General features: G+C 70.0%; 18 protein-coding genes. 6 read left to right on the forward strand and 12 right to left on the reverse strand.

All coding sequences use genetic code 11. The features are described 5' to 3' along the window. Positions 1-251: 251 nt before the first annotated feature. Positions 252-1,343 (reverse strand): site-2 protease family protein, encoded by a 1,092-nt coding sequence (locus tag RUR_RS21145; RefSeq protein WP_283137066.1) that lies wholly within the window; start codon positions 1,341-1,343, stop codon positions 252-254. A 257-nt stretch (positions 1,344-1,600) separates the two neighbouring features. Between RUR_RS21145 and RUR_RS21150 the strand changes: the two genes are divergently transcribed. The 3 genes from RUR_RS21150 to RUR_RS21160 all read left to right on the forward strand — a co-directional run bounded on the left by RUR_RS21150 (position 1,601) and on the right by RUR_RS21160 (position 4,447). Beyond that, positions 1,601-2,473 (forward strand): RecB family exonuclease, encoded by an 873-nt coding sequence (locus RUR_RS21150; protein WP_283136833.1) that lies wholly within the window; start codon positions 1,601-1,603, stop codon positions 2,471-2,473. 97 nt (positions 2,474-2,570) lie between these two features. Then, a complete protein-coding gene (locus RUR_RS21155) occupies positions 2,571-3,770 on the forward strand; it encodes a sensor histidine kinase (RefSeq protein ID WP_283136834.1) in 1,200 nt (399 codons plus the stop codon). Next, positions 3,767-4,447 (forward strand): response regulator, encoded by a 681-nt coding sequence (locus tag RUR_RS21160; protein WP_283136835.1) that lies wholly within the window; start codon positions 3,767-3,769, stop codon positions 4,445-4,447. Before RUR_RS21155 ends, RUR_RS21160 begins: the two co-directional genes overlap by 4 nt. 42 nt (positions 4,448-4,489) lie before the next feature. Here RUR_RS21160 and RUR_RS21165 read toward each other — a convergent pair whose 3' ends face one another. From RUR_RS21165 to RUR_RS21195, 7 genes are all read right to left on the reverse strand, one after another. Further along, positions 4,490-5,533, reverse strand: coding sequence for an ABC transporter ATP-binding protein (locus RUR_RS21165; RefSeq protein WP_283136836.1), 1,044 nt, complete (start codon positions 5,531-5,533; stop codon positions 4,490-4,492). Further along, positions 5,530-6,579: an ABC transporter ATP-binding protein gene (locus RUR_RS21170; protein ID WP_283136837.1), complete on the reverse strand. Its 1,050-nt coding sequence runs from the start codon at positions 6,577-6,579 to the stop codon at positions 5,530-5,532. Before RUR_RS21170 ends, RUR_RS21165 begins: the two co-directional genes overlap by 4 nt. Next, the gene (locus RUR_RS21175) at positions 6,576-7,595 is read right to left on the reverse strand and encodes an ABC transporter permease (protein ID WP_283136838.1); all 1,020 of its coding nucleotides are present in this window, start codon (positions 7,593-7,595) and stop codon (positions 6,576-6,578) included. The genes RUR_RS21170 and RUR_RS21175 overlap by 4 nt, the downstream gene beginning before the upstream one ends. 98 nt (positions 7,596-7,693) lie before the next feature. Beyond that, a complete protein-coding gene (locus tag RUR_RS21180) occupies positions 7,694-9,472 on the reverse strand; it encodes an ABC transporter substrate-binding protein (RefSeq protein WP_283136839.1) in 1,779 nt (592 codons plus the stop codon). 56 nt (positions 9,473-9,528) lie between these two features. Further along, a complete protein-coding gene (locus tag RUR_RS21185) occupies positions 9,529-10,515 on the reverse strand; it encodes an ABC transporter permease (RefSeq protein WP_283136840.1) in 987 nt (328 codons plus the stop codon). Between the two features lie 341 nt (positions 10,516-10,856). Continuing rightward, positions 10,857-11,354 carry a cellulose synthase gene (locus tag RUR_RS21190; RefSeq protein ID WP_283136841.1) on the reverse strand — a complete coding sequence of 166 codons (498 nt, stop codon included), beginning with the start codon at positions 11,352-11,354 and terminating at the stop codon, positions 10,857-10,859. Between the two features lie 101 nt (positions 11,355-11,455). Then, positions 11,456-12,100, reverse strand: coding sequence for an HAD family hydrolase (locus RUR_RS21195; RefSeq protein ID WP_283136842.1), 645 nt, complete (start codon positions 12,098-12,100; stop codon positions 11,456-11,458). Positions 12,101-12,623: 523 nt separating this feature from the next. On the opposite strand from RUR_RS21195, the gene RUR_RS21200 reads away from it, so the two are divergent. Beyond that, positions 12,624-13,475, forward strand: coding sequence for a PAC2 family protein (locus RUR_RS21200; protein WP_283136843.1), 852 nt, complete (start codon positions 12,624-12,626; stop codon positions 13,473-13,475). A 40-nt stretch (positions 13,476-13,515) separates the two neighbouring features. Here RUR_RS21200 and RUR_RS21205 read toward each other — a convergent pair whose 3' ends face one another. Then, the gene (locus RUR_RS21205; RefSeq protein ID WP_283136844.1) at positions 13,516-13,905 is read right to left on the reverse strand and encodes a hypothetical protein; all 390 of its coding nucleotides are present in this window, start codon (positions 13,903-13,905) and stop codon (positions 13,516-13,518) included. Positions 13,906-14,028: 123 nt separating this feature from the next. Here RUR_RS21205 and RUR_RS21210 point away from each other — a divergent pair, with 123 nt between their 5' ends. Together RUR_RS21210 and RUR_RS21215 are read left to right on the forward strand one after the other, a co-directional pair. Continuing rightward, positions 14,029-14,583 (forward strand): TetR/AcrR family transcriptional regulator C-terminal domain-containing protein, encoded by a 555-nt coding sequence (locus tag RUR_RS21210; protein WP_283136845.1) that lies wholly within the window; start codon positions 14,029-14,031, stop codon positions 14,581-14,583. 308 nt (positions 14,584-14,891) lie between these two features. Continuing rightward, positions 14,892-15,110, forward strand: coding sequence for a DUF5999 family protein (locus tag RUR_RS21215; protein WP_283137067.1), 219 nt, complete (start codon positions 14,892-14,894; stop codon positions 15,108-15,110). Here the strand turns inward: RUR_RS21215 and RUR_RS21220 are convergent. The 3 genes from RUR_RS21220 to gcvP all read right to left on the reverse strand — a co-directional run bounded on the left by RUR_RS21220 (position 15,072) and on the right by gcvP (position 19,690). Next, positions 15,072-15,695: an alpha/beta hydrolase family protein gene (locus RUR_RS21220; RefSeq protein WP_428847010.1), complete on the reverse strand. Its 624-nt coding sequence runs from the start codon at positions 15,693-15,695 to the stop codon at positions 15,072-15,074. The genes RUR_RS21215 and RUR_RS21220 overlap by 39 nt on opposite strands. Positions 15,696-15,714: 19 nt before the next feature. After that, positions 15,715-16,755 (reverse strand): tetratricopeptide repeat protein, encoded by a 1,041-nt coding sequence (locus tag RUR_RS21225; protein ID WP_283136846.1) that lies wholly within the window; start codon positions 16,753-16,755, stop codon positions 15,715-15,717. Between the two features lie 76 nt (positions 16,756-16,831). Next, a complete protein-coding gene (gcvP, locus tag RUR_RS21230; protein WP_283136847.1) occupies positions 16,832-19,690 on the reverse strand; it encodes an aminomethyl-transferring glycine dehydrogenase in 2,859 nt (952 codons plus the stop codon). Positions 19,691-19,740 lie beyond the last annotated feature (50 nt).

Here is a 19,740-nt window from a genome sequence, read left to right on the forward strand (position 1 = left end):
ATGTCATCGGTCCACTGAGCCGTGCTGAGCAGATGCGGCGTCAGATCGCCGCTAACAGGGGGGCTTCCCAATGTGAACGTTCCCTACGTGCGTGGCCAACCGGGTTGGATGGACAAACTTTATCCAGGCTTTGCCCGCGACACGAGACTTGGCGGGACGTGTAGCCGATCTGTAGCACTTTCACAAGAAGTCGTCGGAACATTCGCCCGATAAAGTGGGAACCCGACGGTTCCCCTGGGAATCCTGCTAAATCAGACACCCTTGAAGGCGTGGTTGACGTCGGAGGTGCTGAGCACCCCGAAAATCTCCCCACCCCTTTCCACCAGGAGATACTCCCCCGCCGGTGTGTGCTGCATCGCCTCCAGCAGATTCTCCCCGCCCAGATCCGCGGAGAGCACCAGCTCCGGTTCGAGGGTCCTGGCCAGCGAGCCGACCGTCACCCAGGGACGGCGCTGCTCGGGGGTGAGGTTGACCGCGGTCTCGTTCACGATCGCGATCGGGCGGCCTTCGTGGTCCACCACGACGAACGCCCCCGCGCCGGACTCGACGGCCCGCCGGATCGCCTCCGAGAGCGGCACGTCGGCGGTGACCGGGATCGCCCGGCGGGCCAGCGTCCTGGCCTGGATGTGCGGGATGCGCGCCCGTACCCGCGCGGTGCGCAGGGACTGCGTCGCGCCGAGCCAGATGAACGAGGCGAGGATCACCGCCCAGACCATGAAGACCCAGCCCAGGCTCTGCCCGGTCATGAGGGACATCAGGACGGGCAGCGCCACCAGGAGCACCGCCAGGCCCCGGCCCACCCACGCCGCGGCGATCGTGCCCGAGCCGGGGTCGCGGGTGAGCTTCCAGATGCCCGCCCGCAGCATCCGGCCCCCGTCCAGCGGCAGGCCGGGGAGCATGTTGAACACCCCGACGACGAGATTGGCCGCCCAGAGCTGGAAGGTCAGCACACCCACGACCGTGTTGTCCGGGATGAACCAGATGTCGGCGACGAACCCGATCAACGCGAGGCCCAGCGAGAGCGCCGGACCGGCGAACGCCACGAGAAACTCCCGGCCCGGGGTCTCCGGCTCCCGTTCGATCTCCGACACTCCCCCCAGCATGTAGAGGGTGACCCGGCGCACCGGCAGCCCGTACATCCGCGCCACCACGCAGTGCGCGAGCTCGTGCAGGAGCACCGAGACGTAGAGCAGCACCGCGAAGACGAAGGCGACGACGTAGGTGCCCGGCGGGGTCATGTCGAGCTGCCCCCGCACCAGGGGCTCGAAGCCGAAGGTGATGAAGGCCGCGACGAGGAACCAGGTCGGGGAGACGTACACGGGTATCCCGAAGGGGCTCCCCATCCGCAGCCCGGGGGAATCGGAGGGACCCTTTCGCTGGGTACCGGTGCTCACGGTCGTCCTCTCCTTCGCGCTCGGCCGGGGCGAGGGCCGCACCGCATTCCGCGTCCACCGCGCTCACCCGACGCCTCACCGGTCTCCCGCCCACTCCACGAGTGATCCCGGTATGCCTCGATGCTACGCGTACCGCGGGCGAGAGCGCTCACGCCCGTCCGCGCCCCGGCGGAAAACTGTCGGTCTCCTGCCTTACGCTGCCAGGCATGACGCCAAGCGAGCAGCCTCAGGTGATCGGCACCCTCTCCCCTTCTCGCGCGGGTGACTTCATGACGTGCCCGCTGCTCTACCGGTTCCGGGTGATCGACCAGATCCCGGAGAAGCCCTCCCGCGCGGCGGTCCGGGGCACCGTGGTGCACTCGGTGCTGGAGCGGCTGTTCGACCTGCCCGCCCCGGGCAGGACGGTGGGGGCCGCGCTCGACCTGCTCGAACCCGAGTGGGACCGCCTGCTCGCCGAGGAGCCCGCCTACACGGACCTGTTCGAGACCGAGGAAGAGCTCCGCGGGTGGCTCACCGAGGCGCGGGGCATGCTGGAGCGCTACTTCACGATGGAGGACCCCCGGCGGCTGGAGCCCTCGCAGCGCGAGCTCTACGTCGAGGCGGTGCTCGACTCCGGCCTGCTGCTCCGCGGGTACGTCGACCGGCTGGACGTGGCCCCGAGCGGGGACGTCCGGGTGGTGGACTACAAGACGGGCTCCGCGCCGAGCCGGGAGTTCGAGGCGAAGGCGCTGTTCCAGATGCGGTTCTACGCCTTGGTGCTGTGGCGCCTGCACGGGCGGGTGCCGCGGCTGCTCCAGCTCATGTACCTGGGCAACGGCGAGATCGTCCGCTACTCCCCCGACGAGGCCGACCTGCGGGCGACCGAGCGCAAGGTGGAGGCCCTCTGGGAGGCGATCCGCCGGGCGCTGGACACCGGCGAGTGGCGCGCACGCCGTTCCCGGCTGTGCGACTGGTGCGACCACCAGGAGATCTGCCCGGAATGGGGTGGCACGCCGCCCCCCATTCCCGAGCGGCTGCCGAGCCTGACGCAGCCGAACCGGTCGAGCAGGCGGCCGGTCGTCGCCGACGCGGCCGGATGACCTCGCCGCCGGGCCCCGGCGTCTCCTCCTGAGGAAGGAGGACCATCTCCCCCGAGCGCAGGGACGGGGTGCGGGCGGCACGCCCTAGATTTGAGCTGTGAGAAAGTCCCTGCGTGGTCCTCGCCTGTGGCTGCAGGAGCATCCGCTGCTCGCGGACACCCTGTTCGCCGCCGGGTTGACGATCACGACGGTCATCGGGCTCTTCCGCATGACGGAACCCCCCTTCCCAGGCCGCGCCGTCGATGTGTTCAACGTCGCGCTGGTCGTGATCGCCGCCATGGCGGTCGCCGGGCGCCGCCGTCACCCGCTGGGACTCCTCTGCCTCGTCGCCCTGGCCGACGCCGTGCTCACCGCGCTCGACTACAACCCCTCGCTGACGATCCTGGCCGTGGGCATCCTGCTGTACACGCTCGCCGTCCACCGGGGGCTGGGGAAGAACCTCGTGGGAGGCGTGGTCCTCATCACCGCCGAATCCGTCGGAATCATGCTCGGCGAGGGCACCTCGACCTGGGGCAGCCGGCTCTGGACGGTGCTGCTGGCCTTCGCCGTCTGGGAGACGGGGCGGTCGGTACGGCTGCGCCGCGCGTACGTGAACGAGCTCCGGGGGCGCGCGGAGCGGCTGGAGCAGGCGCGGGAGGCCGACACCCGGGCCGCCCGCGCGGAGGAACGCTCGCGCATCGCCCGCGAACTGCACGACGTCGTCGCGCACCACGTCAGCGTCATGACCGTTCAGGCGTCCGCGGCGGGGCGGATCCTCACCGTCAACCCGGACGGCGCCCGGGAGGCGCTCGCCGCGATCGAGGAGATGGGGCGGACCGCCATGGCCGAGATGAGGAACATCGTCGGGGTGCTGCGGACGGACGAGGAGGGCGACGCCGCGGAGCGCACCCCGCAGCCCGGCATGTACGAGGTGCCGTTCCTGGTGGAGCAGATGCGGGAGGCGGGGCTCCGCACCCAGTTGTGGATCGAGGGCGATCAGCGGGCGCTGCCGCCCGGGGTGGATCTCGCGGCCTACCGCATGGTCCAGGAGTCCCTCACCAACACCCTGCGGCACGCGGGCCCGAAGGCGCGGGCCTGGGTCACCGTCCGCTACGAGCCGGACGAGCTCACCGTCCACGTGGAGGACGACGGCCGGGGCATCGCCGCCAGCCGCCCGGAGCCCGGCAAGCGCACCGGTCACGGTCTCGTCGGTATCCGCGAGCGTGTATCCCTTTATGGTGGCATGTTAAGAATCGGGTCGCGCCCCGGCGGCGGATTCGAAGTGCGGGCTCGTTTCCCGCTGGGAAGGACCGAATGACCATCAGGGTGCTCTTAGTCGACGATCAGCCGCTCCTGCGCACGGGCTTCCGGCTGATCCTGGAGACCGAGTCCGACCTCGCGGTCGTGGGCGAGGCGAGCAACGGGGCCCAGGCCCTGGACCAGTCCCGCGCGCTCCTCCCGGACGTCGTGCTGATGGACATCCGGATGCCGGGCATCGACGGCATCGAGGCGACCCGCCGGATCGTCCGGGACGCGGCCCCCCGCGCGCACGTGCCGAGGGTCCTGGTGCTCACCACCTTCGACCTCGACGAGTACATCGTCGAGGCGCTCCGGGTGGGGGCCAGCGGCTTCCTGCTGAAGGACGTGCCGCCCGACGACCTGGTCCAGGCGATCCGGGTGGTGGCGGCGGGCGACGCCATCGTCGCGCCGAGCGTGACCCGCAGGCTGCTGGACAGGTTCGCCACCAGGCTGCCGTCGGCGGGCCGGTCCACGACCCCCGCCCGGCTGGACCGGCTCACCGAGCGTGAGCTGGAGGTGCTGCGCCTGATCGCGAAGGGGATGTCCAACGCGGAGATCGCCGGGCAGCTGGTGGTGAGTGAGACCACGGTCAAGACGCACGTGGGCAACGTCCTCACCAAGCTGGGGCTGCGCGACCGCGTCCAGGCGGTGGTGCTCGCCTACGAGTCCGGTCTGATCACTCCCGGCGCGACCTGACCCGTCGGAGGGGACCGGCGTCCCGGCTCCCTCCGACGCGGCTCAGCCCGGCTGCACGGCCGGGGTGTTCTCGGGGAAGTGGCAGGCGACCTGGTGCCGCGGGGCGAGCTCGACGAGCGGCGGCTCGACGGTCCGGCAGATCTCGTCGGCCTTCCAGCACCTGGTGCTGAACCGGCAGGCGGCCGGGGGGTTGAGCGGGCTGGGCACGTCGCCCTGGAGCCGGACCCGGGTCCGCGATCCACGCCCCCGGGTGTCGGGGATCGGCACCGCGGAGAGCAGCGCGGTGGTGTAGGGGTGTCTCGGCGTCTCGTACAGGTCGCGGCGGTCCGCCAGCTCCATGATCTTACCCAGGTACATCACCGCCACCCGGTCGGAGATGTGCCGCACCACCGAAAGGTCGTGCGCGATCACCACGTAGGTGAGGTCCAGCTCGTTCTGGAGGTCTTCCAGTAGGTTGACCACCTGGGCCTGGATCGACACGTCCAGGGCGGACACCGGTTCGTCCGCCACGATGAGCTTCGGTTTCAACGCCAGGGTACGGGCGATGCCGATGCGCTGCCGCTGACCGCCCGAGAACTCGTGCGGATACCGGTTGTAGTGCTCGGGGTTGAGCCCCACCAGGGCCAGCAGCTCCTGGACCGCCTTCTTGATCCCGTGCTCGGTCTTGATGCCCTGGATCCGGAAGGGCGCCCCGACGATCGCCCCGACGGTGTGCCGGGGGTTGAGCGAGGAGTACGGATCCTGGAAGATCATCTGCATGTCGCGCCGGAGCGGACGGATCCTCGACTGCGACATGTGGGTGATGTCGTGGCCCTCGAAGACGACGCTCCCGCCGGTCGGCTCCACCAGGCGGGTGATGAGTCGCCCGGTGGTGGTCTTCCCGCAGCCCGACTCGCCAACCAGGCCGAGGGTCTCCCCCTTGAACACCTCGAAGGAAACCCCGTCGACCGCCTTGACCGCGCCGACCTGCCGCTTCAGCAGTCCCTTGGTGACCGGGAAGTGCTTGGCCAATCCGGTCACCGCCAGCAGCGGCTCGCGCGTCGGCGCCTTCACGGCGGCCTCGCCGGCCGACTCCGGGCTGTTCACTGAGCCTCCAGAACGGGCTTGATTTCGCTCTCCCAGATGGCGTGCCGCTCGTTCGCCGGCAGATGACAGCGGACCTTGTGGCCGCCGCGCACCTCGCTCAGCTCGGGGACCTCGGCGGAGCCCTTGCCCCCGGTCCGGTCGGCGTAGGAGCAACGGGGGTGGAACGCGCATCCCGGCGGGATGTTGATCAGCGAGGGCGGGCTGCCTTTGATCGGCAGCAGGCGCTCGGTGCTCTCCCGGTCGAGCCTGGGCATGGAGCCGAGCAGCCCCCAGGTGTAGGGGTGCTCGGGAGTTTCGAAGATGTTCTCCGCGGTGCCGTACTCCACGCATTTGCCGCCGTACATCACCAGGATGTCGTCCGACAGCTCGGCCACCACGCCGAGGTCGTGCGTGATGATGATCAGCGCGGCGTTGAAGTCCCGCTGGAGGTCGCGCATGAGGTCGAGGATCTGGGCCTGAACCGTCACGTCCAGGGCGGTGGTCGGCTCGTCCGCGATGAGCAGCTCGGGGTCGCAGCAGAGCGCCATGGCGATCATCGCGCGCTGCCGCATCCCGCCGGAGAACTGGTGGGGATAGTCGTCCACCCGCTGCGCCGGGTTGGGGATCCCCACCCGGCCCAGCATCTCGATCGCGTGTTTGCGCGCGACGGCCTTGCTCACCCGGTGGTGGACCCGGTACGCCTCGATGATCTGGTTGCCGACGGTGTAGTACGGATGCATCGCCGACAGCGGATCCTGGAAGATCATCGCCATCCGCTTGCCCCGCAGACCGCGGACGTACTCCTGCGTCGAGGAGACGAGCTCCGCGCCGTCGAGCCAGATCTCGCCGGAGACCCGGGCGTTCTTCCGGTTGTGCAGGCCGAGGATGCCCAGGCTCGTCACGCTCTTGCCCGAGCCGGACTCCCCGACGATGCCGAGGGTCTTGCCGCGCTCCAGCCGGAAGGAGAGTCCGTCCACCGACTTGACCAGGCCGTCGTCGGTCGGAAAGTGGATCCGCAGATCCCGTAGCTCCAGGAACGCGTCCGACGGAGTCGTCTCGGCACTCACGAAAGCCTCACCCTCGGGTCGACCACCGCGTACAGCAGGTCCACGATCAGGTTCGCGAACACCACGAAGAACGCGGAGAGCAGTGTCACGCCCATCACCTTGGGCAGGTCGTTGTTGGTGATCGCATCGATGGCGTACTTGCCCAGGCCCGGCAGGGAGTAGGTGCTCTCGGTCAGCACGGCGCCGCCGACCAGCAGGCCGAAGTCGAGGCCGAAGATCGTCACAATCGGGGTGAGCGCGCCGCGCATCCCGTGTTTGACGACGACGGTCCGCTCGATCAGCCCCTTGGCCCGCGCGGTCCGGATGTAGTCCTCGCCCATCGTCTCCAGCATGCCCGCGCGGGTGAGCCGGGCGTACTGGGCGGCGAACAGGAAGGCGAGGGTGATCCACGGCAGGATCAGGTTGTAGGCCCACTCCCCGGGGTTCTCGGTGATCGGTGTGTAGTGGCCGCCCTGGGCGAAGACCGCGAAGGGGTTTCCGTAGCTGAACACCAGCAGCGAGATCAGCCCGGTGAAGAAGATCGGTAGCGACACGCCGGCGAGGGCCAGGGTCATCGCGGCGCGGTCGAAGACACTCCCCCGGCGTAAGGCCGAGATCACACCGGTCGACAACCCGATGATCAGCCAGAGCACCGCGGCCCCGACGGCGAGGGACAACGTCACCGGCAGGCGGTCCAGCAGGTCCGGCCAGACCGGTTGACGGGTGATGAACGAGTAACCCAGGCAGGGCGGGGGGCACTGCTCGACACCGGGGCCGTAGTCGAACTCCGCCCCCGCGACGATGCCCTTGATGAACCTGCCGTACTGCACGACCAGCGGGTCGTTGAACCCGAGCCGGTCGGCCGCGATTTTGGCGTCTTCGGCGCTCGCGGTACGGCCGACATAGCGGCTTGCCATGCCCTCCGGGGTTGCCCCGGCGATCTGCGGCACCAGAAAGAAGATCGCGAAGGTGGCCATGCTCACGATGAGGAGCATGATCACGGCCCCGATCAGGCGCCTGATGAGGTATGTGACCACAGTGCCCGGCCCCGGCGGCCGCCGGGGAGATCGTCCCCGGCGACACGCCTTACGCCTTCACCTGCCTAACTACTCGTGGACTTCCGGCCGACGCAGGACTACTCGACGCCCATGGCGACGTAGTCGTACATCTGCTGGGAAGAGCTGACGAAGACGTTGGTGACACCCTTGCCGCGGAGCAGGAGGGCCTTCGCCCAGAGGCCCGGGATGACCACAGCCTCTTCCATGACCCGCTTGTCGATCGCGGCCCAGATCGGCTCACGCTTCTTGATGTCGGCTTCCTTGACGGAGTCGTCGATCAGCTTGTCCACGTCCGGGATCCGGATGCTGACGTTGGAGGAGCCACCGGTCTCCCGGATGACCCGGCTGTCCACGATCTGCTGGAGGAAGCCGTAGCCCTCGGGATAGTCCGAACCCCAGCCGTTCAGCGTCAGACCCAGCTTGTTGTCCTTGACGTACGGCGGCTTGCCGGCGTACAGGGAGAAGTAGTCGCCCTGCGGGAACGGCTTGAGGGTGAGCTTGATGCCGACGCGGCCCAGCGACTGCTGCAGACCCTCGGCGGCGGCCTTCTCCTTGGGACGCTCGGCCCGGTAGGCGATGTTGGTCTCGAAGCCGTCGGGCTTGCCGCACTTGGTGAGGTGCTCCTTGGCCTTGGCCACGTCGCCCTTGTTGTCGGCACCCGCCGGGTAGAGGTCGACCGGCTGGTAGCCGGGGACGGTCGGCGGCAGGAGGCTGGTCGCGATCTGGCCGCCGGAGAACTCGCCGCCGTAGGCGGTCTGATAGGCGGTGCGGTCCCAGGCGTACATGATCGCCTTGCGGCAGTCGATGTTGTCCAGCGGCGGGACCGTGGTGGGGATCGAGGTGTACCAGGTGCGCTGGATCGTCGGGTTGTCGCTCTGCGCCTTCAGCGCCGGGTCCGGGAGGACCTTGGACAGCGCGGCCGGCTGGACACCGACGCCGGTGACGTCCACGTGGATGTCCCCGGAGATCAGCCGGTTGTCGAGGTCGTCGGCGTTGACCTTGAGCTGGACCTCGATGCGGTCCGGCAGCGCCGGGCGGTTCGGGTCGGTCGCCGCGTCCCAGTGCGGGTTGCGGACGAGCGAGAAGCCCTTGCCGATCTCGTTCTTCTCGAACATGTACGGGCCCGAGGAGATCACGTGCTCCTGGAACTTGGCCCCGGTGTCCTTGGCCTCGGGCACCGGCATCGTGACCGGCATCTGGGTCAGGTAGTCGAACCCGCTGTAGCCCTGCTTGAGGTGGAAGACGATCGTCTGGTCGTCGGGGGTCTCGATCGCCGAGCTCACGTCGACGCCCTTGGACTTGTACGGGCCCTTGTAGTCCTTGGGCCAGTTGAGCATGTCACCCAGGTACGTCGGACCGTTCGGGAACGTCTCCCGGTCGACCGAGCGCATGACGCCGTACTTGACGTCCTTGGAGGTGATCGGGGTGCCGTCCTCGAACTTCACCCCGGCGCGCAGCTTGTACGTCCAGGTCTTGAAGTCGGCGCTCGGGGTGCCCAGGTTCTCGGCGAGGTCGGGAACGAGCGTGTTGCCCTCCTCGCCGGGGGCGGACTTGAACATCACCAGCGCACGCCCGTACAGCCGGATGAAGTTCCAAGAGTAGCCGTAGTAGGTGTCGGCCGGGTCCAGGGAGTCCCACTCGCCGGAGTTGGCGAACTTCAGTGTCCCCCCCTTCTTCGTCGAGGGGTTGAACACGCCGTTCAGCGCGGCGTTGAACTCCGCCTTCTGCGAGGCCGGGGCCGTGGCGCTTCCCTGGGTGCCCTGCTTCGGCTCTTCGCCCCCGGTTCCACAGGCCGACAGGCCCAGGGTGAGGGCGGCGCCGAGGGCGACCGCGGCCAGTGCGGGTCTTCTTCTCATCTACTGTTGCACCCCTTGTGTTTTAGGAGCCGGGGACTTACGGGGGATCGGAAAGGTCATCGTCGGGAGCGCGGGTCGAATGCGTCGCGCAGGCCGTCGCCGAACAGGTTGAACGCGAGCACGGTGACGAAGATCGCGAGTCCGGGGAAGACGGCGAAGTGGGGTGCTGTGTAGAACCGGACCGCATCCGAGAGCATGCCGCCCCAGGTCGGCGTCGGCGGGCGCACGCCCACCCCGAGGAAGGAGAGCGCGGCCTCGAAGAGGATGTTGCTCGGGATCAGCAGCGTGGAGTAGACGAGGATCGGCGCCATCAGGTTCGGCAGCAGCTCCCGGAAGATGATGTACGGCGTGCGCGCGCCCAGGCTCCGCGCCGCGTCGACGAACTCCCGCTCGCGCAGCGACAGCGTCTGGCCGCGGACGATCCGGCCGATGTAGGGCCAGTTGAAGAAGCCGATGATGAACACGAGCAGCGCCACGCGCAGGGTGTCACCGGTGAGGCCGAACGCCTGGTCGGGGATGATCCCGGCGATGGCGATGGCGAAAACCAGCAGCGGGAAGGCGAGGAAGACGTCCATCGCCCGGCTGATCAGGGTGTCCACCCAGCCGCCGAAGAATCCCGCGATCATCCCGAGCACGGTTCCGATGACCACGGACAGGATGGTGGCCAGGAAGGCGATGAGCAGGGAGATCCGGGCTCCGTACACGACCCGGCTGAACAGGTCGCGCCCGTTGAGCGGTTCGAGGCCGAACAGGTGGTCCGAGCTGATCCCCCCGTAGTCGCCCTTGGGCATCAGCGTCCCGGAGTCGATCTGGTCCTGGTTGAACTGGAGCGGGTCCTGACCCCACAGGTTGACGATGAGCGGGGCGAAGATCGCGATGAAGATGAGCAGGAGGACCACCACGGCGCCCGCGAGCGCCACGTAGTCACGCTTCAGTCGTCCCCAGGCGATCTGGGTCAGCGACCTGCCTTGTACGGCCTTGCGGCCCGCACCGTCCGGCGAAGCCTGTTCGGCCTTGCCGGAGACGTCAACTGGTGCGGTCATTTCCTGGCCCCCTGGATCACAGACGACAGTGTCCGATTGAGCCGGAAGTGTTCGGCCCCAGGGTGCAGAATCTATGGGTTGTGTATCCGCCGCCAGTCCCTGAGAGACCTCCGTGGCTCGATTGTGACTGACGCGAAACCGACTCGTATTGATCTTGTCGAAGTCGGCATGGCTTATGACAGCTCTATCCCGAAACCGTGAAATTTTAGAATCATCCGGAAAAGCCGATTGACTTCCCGGCGCAGGCAGACGTGGTATGTGTGAGGTCTGTGGGGAATGCGTTACTTATTGTGAGACATTCGGTCATACCCGATTTACAAGGGTGCGAACCAGGGATTCCGCTAGCTAATCCCCCGGCGCCGAAGAATTTCCTCGATCTCCGACAGATCATCGTCCGCGGCGGCTTTACCCGAGGGCTTGCGCCCCGGTCCCACCGGCTTGGGCGCCCCCTGCGCCCCCGGTGTCACACCGGCCGCGGGCGGCTGAGCCGGCGGAGCGGCCTTGGCCCGCTTGCCGGGCCCGGCACCCGCCGACCGCCGCGCCCGGAGCACCCCGGAGACCACGAAGAGGACCGCGGCGAGCCCGGCGATCACCACACCGGCCCATTTGACCGGAGAGAAGACGAACCCCGCGACGAACGAGACGGCCTGACTGAGAACCGTCCACACCAGGGCGACGGCGCCGGTGAGGTAGGCGGCGAGCGGAAGCAGGGACCAGGCCGCTCCCCGGATCCCGGCCGCGGCGCCCCGGCGGCGCAGCGCCAGCCAGCTCAACACCAGGCCGACTGCCGTCAGGCCCGTACACAACGGCAACCACGCGATCTGCTCATAGCTCGGCATGCTTCCATTCTCCCCTCTGCCCTGTCCGTGGCCTCTCCTCCTTGGGGAGGGTATGGACCCCGGACACGGGATGAGATCGGCGCCGCCGCGGGAAGGGTGCGCTACAGGTGCAGGCTCTTCAGCCAGGCTACGTCCACCTCGGTGAGCGAGGAGACCACCCTGCGGCGCGGGGCGGGCGCGATGGGCACCACACTCGGCACCGCCACCACCGTCATCCCGGCCGCCTCGGCGGAGGCCACCCCGTTGGGCGAGTCCTCCAGGGCCGTGCAGCGCGGCGGATCCACCGCCAGTAGGCGCGCGGCGGTGAGGTAGGGGTCGGGGTGCGGCTTGTTCCGGACCACGTCGCCCGCGCACACCGTCACGTCGAAGAGCGCCTCGTCCAGCCCGTCCAGGACCGCCCGCATGATCTTCGGCTGGGAGGCGGTCACCAGCCCGCGGGGCACCCCCTCCTCACGCAGGGAGACCAGGAGGTCCTTGGCCCCCGGCATGATCGGCACCTGGGTGTGCAGCCGGGAGAGCATCCCCTCGTCGAGCAGGCGGGCGACCTCCTCGGGGGCGATCCTGGTGTTGCCGGAGCGGGCCAGCATGTAGGCGACCGTGCGCTCCATGGACCCGCCCACGAGCTGCTCCTGGTCGTGGGCGCTCCAGTCCCCGCCGAGCCGCTCCATCACCTCGGACTCGACCTCGAACCACAGCCGTTCCGAGTCGACCAGCAGTCCGTCCATGTCGAAGAAGACCGCTTCCATGCACGACCCCCGTTTCACTGCCAAAGGGCACCCATCGTACGGCCGGAGCGCGTGGAGCGCGCCACCACAGAGCGGTAAAACCATGACAAGGGAACCGATATCCGCCCGTAGAAGGCCGGAATCGGCCCTTCAGGCAGCAACCCGGACGCCGTACGACAACGATTGAACGGCACCCACCCTGCGGCGAGGTGAACGGAACGGGATCCCGATCCCGAATCCGGGATGAATCTCGAGAGACCCTCCCGGTCCGCCGGGCCGACCGGACGCCGTGCGCGGGACGGGCACGGCCGCCGGGTCGCGCCCGGCCGGACCCGCATCCGGGACGAGGCCCCGACATGCCCGCCGACCTGCGAAGAGCCCACACTTGGCACGGCCGTACAAAGTCATCGTATCTAGATACACGTGACCGTTGCCGCAGAGCACGTACCCTTGGTCTGCCCCCCGAGGGGCGGAATCGCCCACGGGTTCACATGCAAGATCAACGAGGAGACGGCCGCAGCTGCGGCCGGTGAGGAGGCGGCGCGTGCCCGAGCAGGCAGGATTCCCTGAGCTCGTCGATCCCGTGCTCATCGCCGCCTTCGAAGGCTGGAACGACGCCGGAGAGGCGTCCAGCGGCGTGCTCGCACATCTGGAGTCGGAGTGGCGGGCGACCCCGCTGCTCGCCCTGGACCCCGACGACTACTACGACTTCCAGGTCACCCGGCCGGTCGTCGAGCTCGGCGACGGCGTGACCAGGAAGATCACCTGGCCGACCACCCGGATCAGCTGGGCGAGGCCGCCCGGGGGTGAGCGGGACGTCGTCCTGATCCGCGGCATCGAACCGAACATGCGGTGGCGCGGCTTCTGCGATGAGATCATCGAGGTGGCGCGCAAGCTCGGCGTGGGCACGGCCGCGCTGCTCGGCTCCCTGCTCAACGACTCCCCGCACACCCGGCCCGTCCCCATCGTGGGCTCGGTCAGCGAAGCCGCGCTCGCCCGCCGGCTCAACCTGGAGCTGACCCGCTACGAGGGCCCCACGGGCATCGTCGGGGTGCTGCAGAACGCCTTCGGCGAGGCGGGGATCCGGGCGGCCTCCCTCTGGGCCTCCGTCCCCCACTACGTGGCCCAGCCGCCGAACCCCAAGGCGACCCTGGCGCTGCTGCGCCGGGTGGAGGACCTGCTCGACGTGCCGATCCCCCTCGGCGACCTGCCCGAGGAGGCCAAGGCCTGGGAGCGGGGCGTGGACGAGCTCGCCGCGCAGGACTCCGAGGTCGCCGACTACGTGCGCGAGCTCGAGGAGCGCAAGGACGCGGCCGACCTGCCCGAGGCGAGCGGTGAGGCCATCGCGCTGGAGTTCGAGCGCTACCTGCGCCGCCGGGACCAGGACCACAACTAGGCGGCGGGTCCTCCCCGGCGGCGGGACGTTCGCCCGAAGGTCAGGCGGGGATCCGCGGCAGCCGTACCCCGTCGCGGAGACGGTGCTCCTCGCGCAGCGTCCGCAGCCGGTCCACCTGGTCCGTCCAGCGACGCCCGTCCGGGGTCGCCTTGGCCTGCCGGCGCCGGATGCGGTCGTCGTAGGCCTTCACCCCGAACGTGGCGCGCTGGGCCGCCTCGGCCACCCGCAGGGCCTCGGTCAGCGCCCGGTCGAACGCGACCCCGCGGGCCCGCAGTTCCGCGTCGGGCACCCCGTCGGCCTGAGCCTGGCGGAACGCGTGCTCGGCCTGACGCGCCGTCGCCAGACGCTCGGGGAACCCCTTCCCCAGCTCCTGGTCGGCGACGTAGCGCACCTCGGCCTCGCGGCTGACTCGCGGACGGAAGAACGCCATGGTGCGCTCCCTTGCAGTAGAAAGGTGAAAGCCGGTTCGAGGGACAAGGGTACGCGCCGGTGAGGCCGCCTTGTCCGGGGCGCGTCCCTTTACACAGTAAGGCGGGTTGACGATAATGATCAGATGCCTGCCAAGCGACCACCCGTCCCGCTGACCCGCGACCGGATCATCGAGGCCGCGCTCCACCTCGCCGACCACCAAGGGCTGCGCCGCCTGACGATGCGCAGACTCGGCGACGCGCTGGAGGTCGAGGCGATGGCGATCTACCATCACATCCCCGGCGGCAAGGACGCGCTCATGGACGCGCTCGCCGAACACGTCACCACCGTGCCCGTGGCCGACGAGGGGGCGGACTGGCGCGACCGGGCCCGCGCCTGGTGCCGCGCCGGCCGCGCCGCGCTGCTGGAGCATCCCGGCGTCCTCGCCCTCGCGCTCACCCGGCCGCCGCGGGGTACCGCCGCCGCGATGCTCCGGGAACAGTGCGATTCACTGCAGGAAGCCGGTCTAAAGGAAGCCACGACGGCACTTCGCGCATTACGCTCGTATGTGATGGGAAGTGTTGCCACTGAGATTCAGGACAAAGAGCAGGAATCCCGACAAGACCCCACAGAAACCTTCGAGCGGGGACTGGATGCCCTGCTGACGGGCTTGACTGGGAGTCACGTAAACTTGTCGTAGATCGTTTCTCAAAACTGGATAGTTAGTCGGACTGTGGCCGTTATCATCCATGCTGGACCCTTGTGCAGTAGGTCACAGTACAACCGGCCGGCCCCAAGCGGAGCCGAGAAATCGTCCAAACGGGCTATGTCGCCCATGGGACCTGGCCGACCACACTTGTCACGTCCTTGTGTGGACATCCCAAACCAACCTAAAAGGCTCGGCCTTCGTCATAGCACAACGGGGTATGCGCGACGTTGCGCAGGCCTCCGTCCCCACCGGCACGACGTCTCGACGAGCTGATCAGAGAGAAACCCGGAGGCACGCCGATGTGCCCGCACCACCCGTCCTGTCCGTCCTCCAGCGCAGCGGACCGCGAAGCCGCACGCACCGTCGCGGCACACCCCGAGCAGGGCTGGAGCCTGCTCTGCAACGGCGTCGTCCTCTTCGACGACACCGGTGAGCTGCTGCCCGACGGCGCCATCATCGCACCGCATCGGCCCACGGACCTAGTCGCCCCATGGACGCCGGCCCCCACGGCCGCCTAGCCAACCGGCGACCGCCGCACCGACGCGCGTGGGATCCCGCATGAGTTCATGGCCCTCCCCGGCCAGAACGACCAGGCGATCCACGTCCGCCGCCGCCGGCACACCGAACGGATCGCGGTCTCCGCTGACGGCCAGCACGGGCACACCGGCCCCCGCCAGTTCCGTCGCCCGAGACCGCTCCGGTCGACGCGGAGGATGCACGGGGAAGGCCAGGGCGACCACCCCCGCCGCCCCCACCTCCCGGGCGGTCCGGCAGGCGACCCTGGCACCGTTGCTTCGACCTCCGACCACCAGCGGGAGTTCGCCGTACTCCCGCCGCAGCGCCTCGGTGAGCGCCGCCATCATCGACGTCCACGCCCGGTCCTGGCGGGCCGCGCCTCCCGGCAGCGGACGTCCGGCCACCCGGAACGGCTGAAGCACCCGGGCCACCACTCCCCCCGCCGCCACGACGGCGTCCCGTACCGCGAGCAGGTCCGCGGACTCCACGCCGCCCCCCGCCCCATGGGTGATCGCCAGCACCAGCTCGGGCGCCTCCACCCGGTCGAGCAGCACCTCACCCGGCCCGTGCTCCGTCTCAATCCGCACGATGCCCCAAACTACAGGGTCAGTCCGGAGTGGCGCCGAGGCGGTCCAGGAAGCTGCGCTCCAAGGCGGAACCCCAGGCGTAGGCCTCGGGGTCCAGCGGCTCCCCCGTCACGTACAGCCCGTCCAGGGCGGCGAAGGCCTCCGCGGTGAGCACCGGGAGCGTGCCGGAGCTCACCGCCTGCTCCACGAACGGGTCCCACCACGGCGCGGGCCCGTCGGCCTCGGACGGCTGCTCCTCGACGGCGAATCCGCGGCGCAGCCGTCCGTAGACGTCGTCGGCGACGGCCGGGTCGGGGTGTTCCAGTCCGTGCCGCCAGACCTTCTCCGCGTCCTCCTCCCGCCCGCGCAGCGGGAGGGTCCGGGCGAGCAGCTCGACGGCGAGCGCGGCGGAGGCCCGGTCGTCGGTCTCCGCCCGTACGGCCGTGATCAGGGCGCCGCAGGCGAGCTCCAGGTGCGCGATGCCCAGCAGCGTGTGCAGCCGGGCGGTGTCCCGCTCCGTCGCGACGGCGATCGCCGCGTGCAGGACGCGGGCCGCCTCCTCGGCCTCGTCCCGGGCGAGCAGGCGCTCGGCGAGGTCCGCGGCGGCGCGGGTCACGACGGTGGGGTGTCCGGTCCCGACGGCGGCGCGCAGCGCGCGCTCCGCCTCCTCGGGGTCCTGGGCCAGACGGGCGAGGGCGAGGTGCGCCGCCGGGAGGTAGCCGGGGTTCCCGGTGCCCACCACGGCCTGCCAGGCCGCCCTCGCCTGGTCGACGAGCCCCTCCCCCTCGAAACCGCGGGCGAGATGGTAGGCGCCCTGGGCGGCGTACTCCGGGTGCCCGCTGGCCACCGCGATCCGCGCGGCGGCGCGGGCCCCCTCGACGTCGCCGCCGGCCTCCCGGACCACGGCGAGCCCCACCGCGGCCTGGGCCCGCCAGGGTGAGCCGGGGTCGGCGGCGAGCTCCGCGAAGATCTCCGCCGCCGCGGCGAGGTCGCCCCGCTCCGCGAGCGTCCTCGCCCGGTCGCACCGTGCCTCGCCGGTGTCGCCGTCACCGGTGTCGACCCGCCCTGGCGTCACCGTCATCGGCACCCCTTCCGCAGCCTGATCGCCTTGAGGGTAGCGATTTTCCGGCCGCGCGGCAGGCCTTCCGCGGGAAGGGTCACTCCTCCCCGAAGGCCTCCGGCGGCGGGCAGGAGCACACCAGGTTCCGGTCCCCGTAGGCCTGGTCGATCCGGCGGACCGGGGACCAGTACTTGGCCTCGCGGAGGGAGGCCAGGGGGTAGGCGGCCTCCTGACGCCGGTAGGCGTGCGCCCACTCGTCGGCGGCGACCGAGGCCGCGGTGTGCGGCGCGTTCCGCAGCGGGTTGTCCGTGCGTGCGTACGCGCCGGAGGCGACCCGGTCGATCTCCCCGCGGATGGCGATCATGGCCTCGCAGAACCGGTCCAGCTCGGCGAGGCTCTCACTCTCCGTCGGCTCGATCATGAGCGTGCCGGCGACGGGGAAGGACATCGTGGGCGCGTGGAACCCGTAGTCGATGAGCCGCTTGGCGACGTCGTCGACGGTGACCCCGGTCTCCTTGGTGATCTGCCGCAGGTCGACGATGCACTCGTGGGCGACGAGCCCGGCGCGTCCGGTGTACAGCACGGGATAGTGGTCCCCGAGCCGGCGGGCGAGGTAGTTGGCGGACAGGATCGCCTGCTGGGTGGCCTGCTTGAGGCCGTCGCCGCCCATCATCCGGATGTAGGCCCAGGAGATCGCCAGGATCCCCGCGGAGCCGTACGGCGCGGCGGCGACGGGGCCCACCGGGCCGTCGTCGGCCAGCGGGTGGCCGGGCAGGTAGTCGGCGAGGTGCGCCCGTACGGCCACCGGCCCGACGCCGGGACCGCCGCCGCCGTGCGGGATGCAGAAGGTCTTGTGCAGGTTGAGGTGGGAGACGTCGGCCCCGAACTCGCCGAGCTTGGCCAGCCCGACCAGGGCGTTGAGGTTGGCGCCGTCGACGTAGACCTGTCCCCCGGCCTCGTGCACGGCGGCGCAGATCTCGGTGATCGTCTCCTCGAAGACGCCGTGGGTGGACGGGTAGGTCACCATGATCGCGGCGAGCCGGTCCCGGTGTTTGTCGATCTTCTTGTGGAGGTCGTCCAGGTCGACGTTGCCGTGCTCGTCGCAGGCGACGACGGCGACCCGCATGCCCGCCATGACCGCGCTCGCCGCGTTGGTCCCGTGGGCCGACGAGGGGATGAGGCAGACGTCGCGCCCGGTGTCCCCGCCCGCCCGGTGATAGGCCTGGATGGCGAGGAGTCCGGCGAACTCCCCCTGCGATCCGGCGTTGGGCTGGAGGGAGACCGCGTCGTAGCCGGTGACCTCGGCGAGCCAGCGCTCCAGTCCGCCGATGAGCTCCAGGTATCCGGCGGTCTGCCCCTCGGGGGCGTACGGGTGGATGCCGGCGAACTCCGGCCAGGTGATCGGCTCCATCTCGGTGGTGGCGTTCAGCTTCATGGTGCAGGAGCCGAGCGGGATCATCGACCGGTCAAGCGCGATGTCTTTGTCCTGCAACTTCCGCAAATATCGCAGCATTGCAGTCTCTGAGTGATACGCGTGGAAGATCGGGTGGGTGAGGTAGTCCGTGGTCCGGAGCAGCTCCGGCGGGAACGCGTCCCCGGTCGCCGTGTCCAGATCGTCGACGACCTGCTCCCCGGCGCCGAACGCCGTCCAGACCGTGCGCAGGTGCTCGGGCACGGTCACCTCGTCGCAGGAGATCGCGACGTGGTCGGCGTCGACCAGGCGCAGGTTGACACCCCGGTCCCGAGCCGCCTCGACGATTCGCGCCGCCTCCCCCGGCACCCGGGTCAGCACCGTGTCGAAGAAGTGGTCGTGCACGACCTTCACCCCGGCCGCACGCAGACCGGCCGCCAGGATCGTGGCGTGCCGGTGCACCCGGGACGCGATCCGGCGCAGCCCCTCCGGACCGTGGTAGACCGCGTACATGCCCGCGATCACCGCGAGCAGGACCTGGGCGGTGCAGATGTTGCTGGTGGCCTTCTCCCGGCGGATGTGCTGCTCGCGGGTCTGCAGGGCGAGGCGGTAGGCGGGAGCGCCGTCGGCGTCCACCGAGACCCCGACGAGCCGGCCCGGCATCTGCCGCTGGAGGCCCTCCCGGACCGCCATGTAGGCCGCGTGCGGCCCGCCGAAGCCGAGCGACACCCCGAACCGCTGGGAGGACCCGACCGCGATGTCGGCGCCGAGCTCGCCCGGCGACTCCAGCAGGGTGAGGGCGAGCAGGTCCGCGGCGAACACCACCTGCGCCCCGGCGGCGTGCGCGGCCGCCACCACGGTGCGCAGGTCCCGGATCCGGCCGTCGGCGCCCGGATACTGCACCAGCACGCCGAAGCACTCGGGGAGCTCCCCGGACAGATCGCTCTCGACGAGCTCGATGCCGAGCGGGAGCGCCCGGGTCCGGAGCACCGCCTTGGTCTGCGGCAGGACGTCGTCCGCGACCACGAAGACGGCGGATTCGGTACGGCCGGCCCGGCGGGCCAGGGTCATCGCCTCCGCCGCGGCCGTCGCCTCGTCCAGCAGGGAGGCCCCGGCGACGTCGAGGCCGGTGAGATCGCAGACCGCGGTCTGGAAGTTCAGCAGCGCCTCGAGGCGGCCCTGGGAGATCTCCGGCTGGTACGGGGTGTAGGCGGTGTACCAGCCCGGGTTCTCCAGCACGTTCCGGCGGATCACCCCGGGGGTGACGGTGTCGTGGTAGCCCAGGCCGATCATCGAGGTGAGCACCCGGTTGCGGCCCGCGAGCGCCCGGAGCTCGGCGAGCGCCTCGGTCTCGCTCGCCGCCTCGGGCAGGTCGAGCGGACGTTTGATCGCGATGGCCTGCGGCACGGCCGCGTCGGTGAGATCGTCCAGGCTCGCGTAGCCGACCACGTCGAGCATGCGGTCCAGCTCGGCCTGATCGGGACCGATGTGACGGTCGGCGAACGGCGGGGCCTGCAGATCCCGAAGCGGGGACCGGTCTGTCATTGGGGGCCTCCAAGGCTGTCGAGACCTCCGGCGCGGAGCGCGCGGCGGAT

Origin of the sequence: Rhizohabitans arisaemae (assembly GCF_025996515.1) — a bacterium.
GTDB classification, from domain to species: Bacteria; Actinomycetota; Actinomycetes; order Streptosporangiales; family Streptosporangiaceae; genus Rhizohabitans; species Rhizohabitans arisaemae.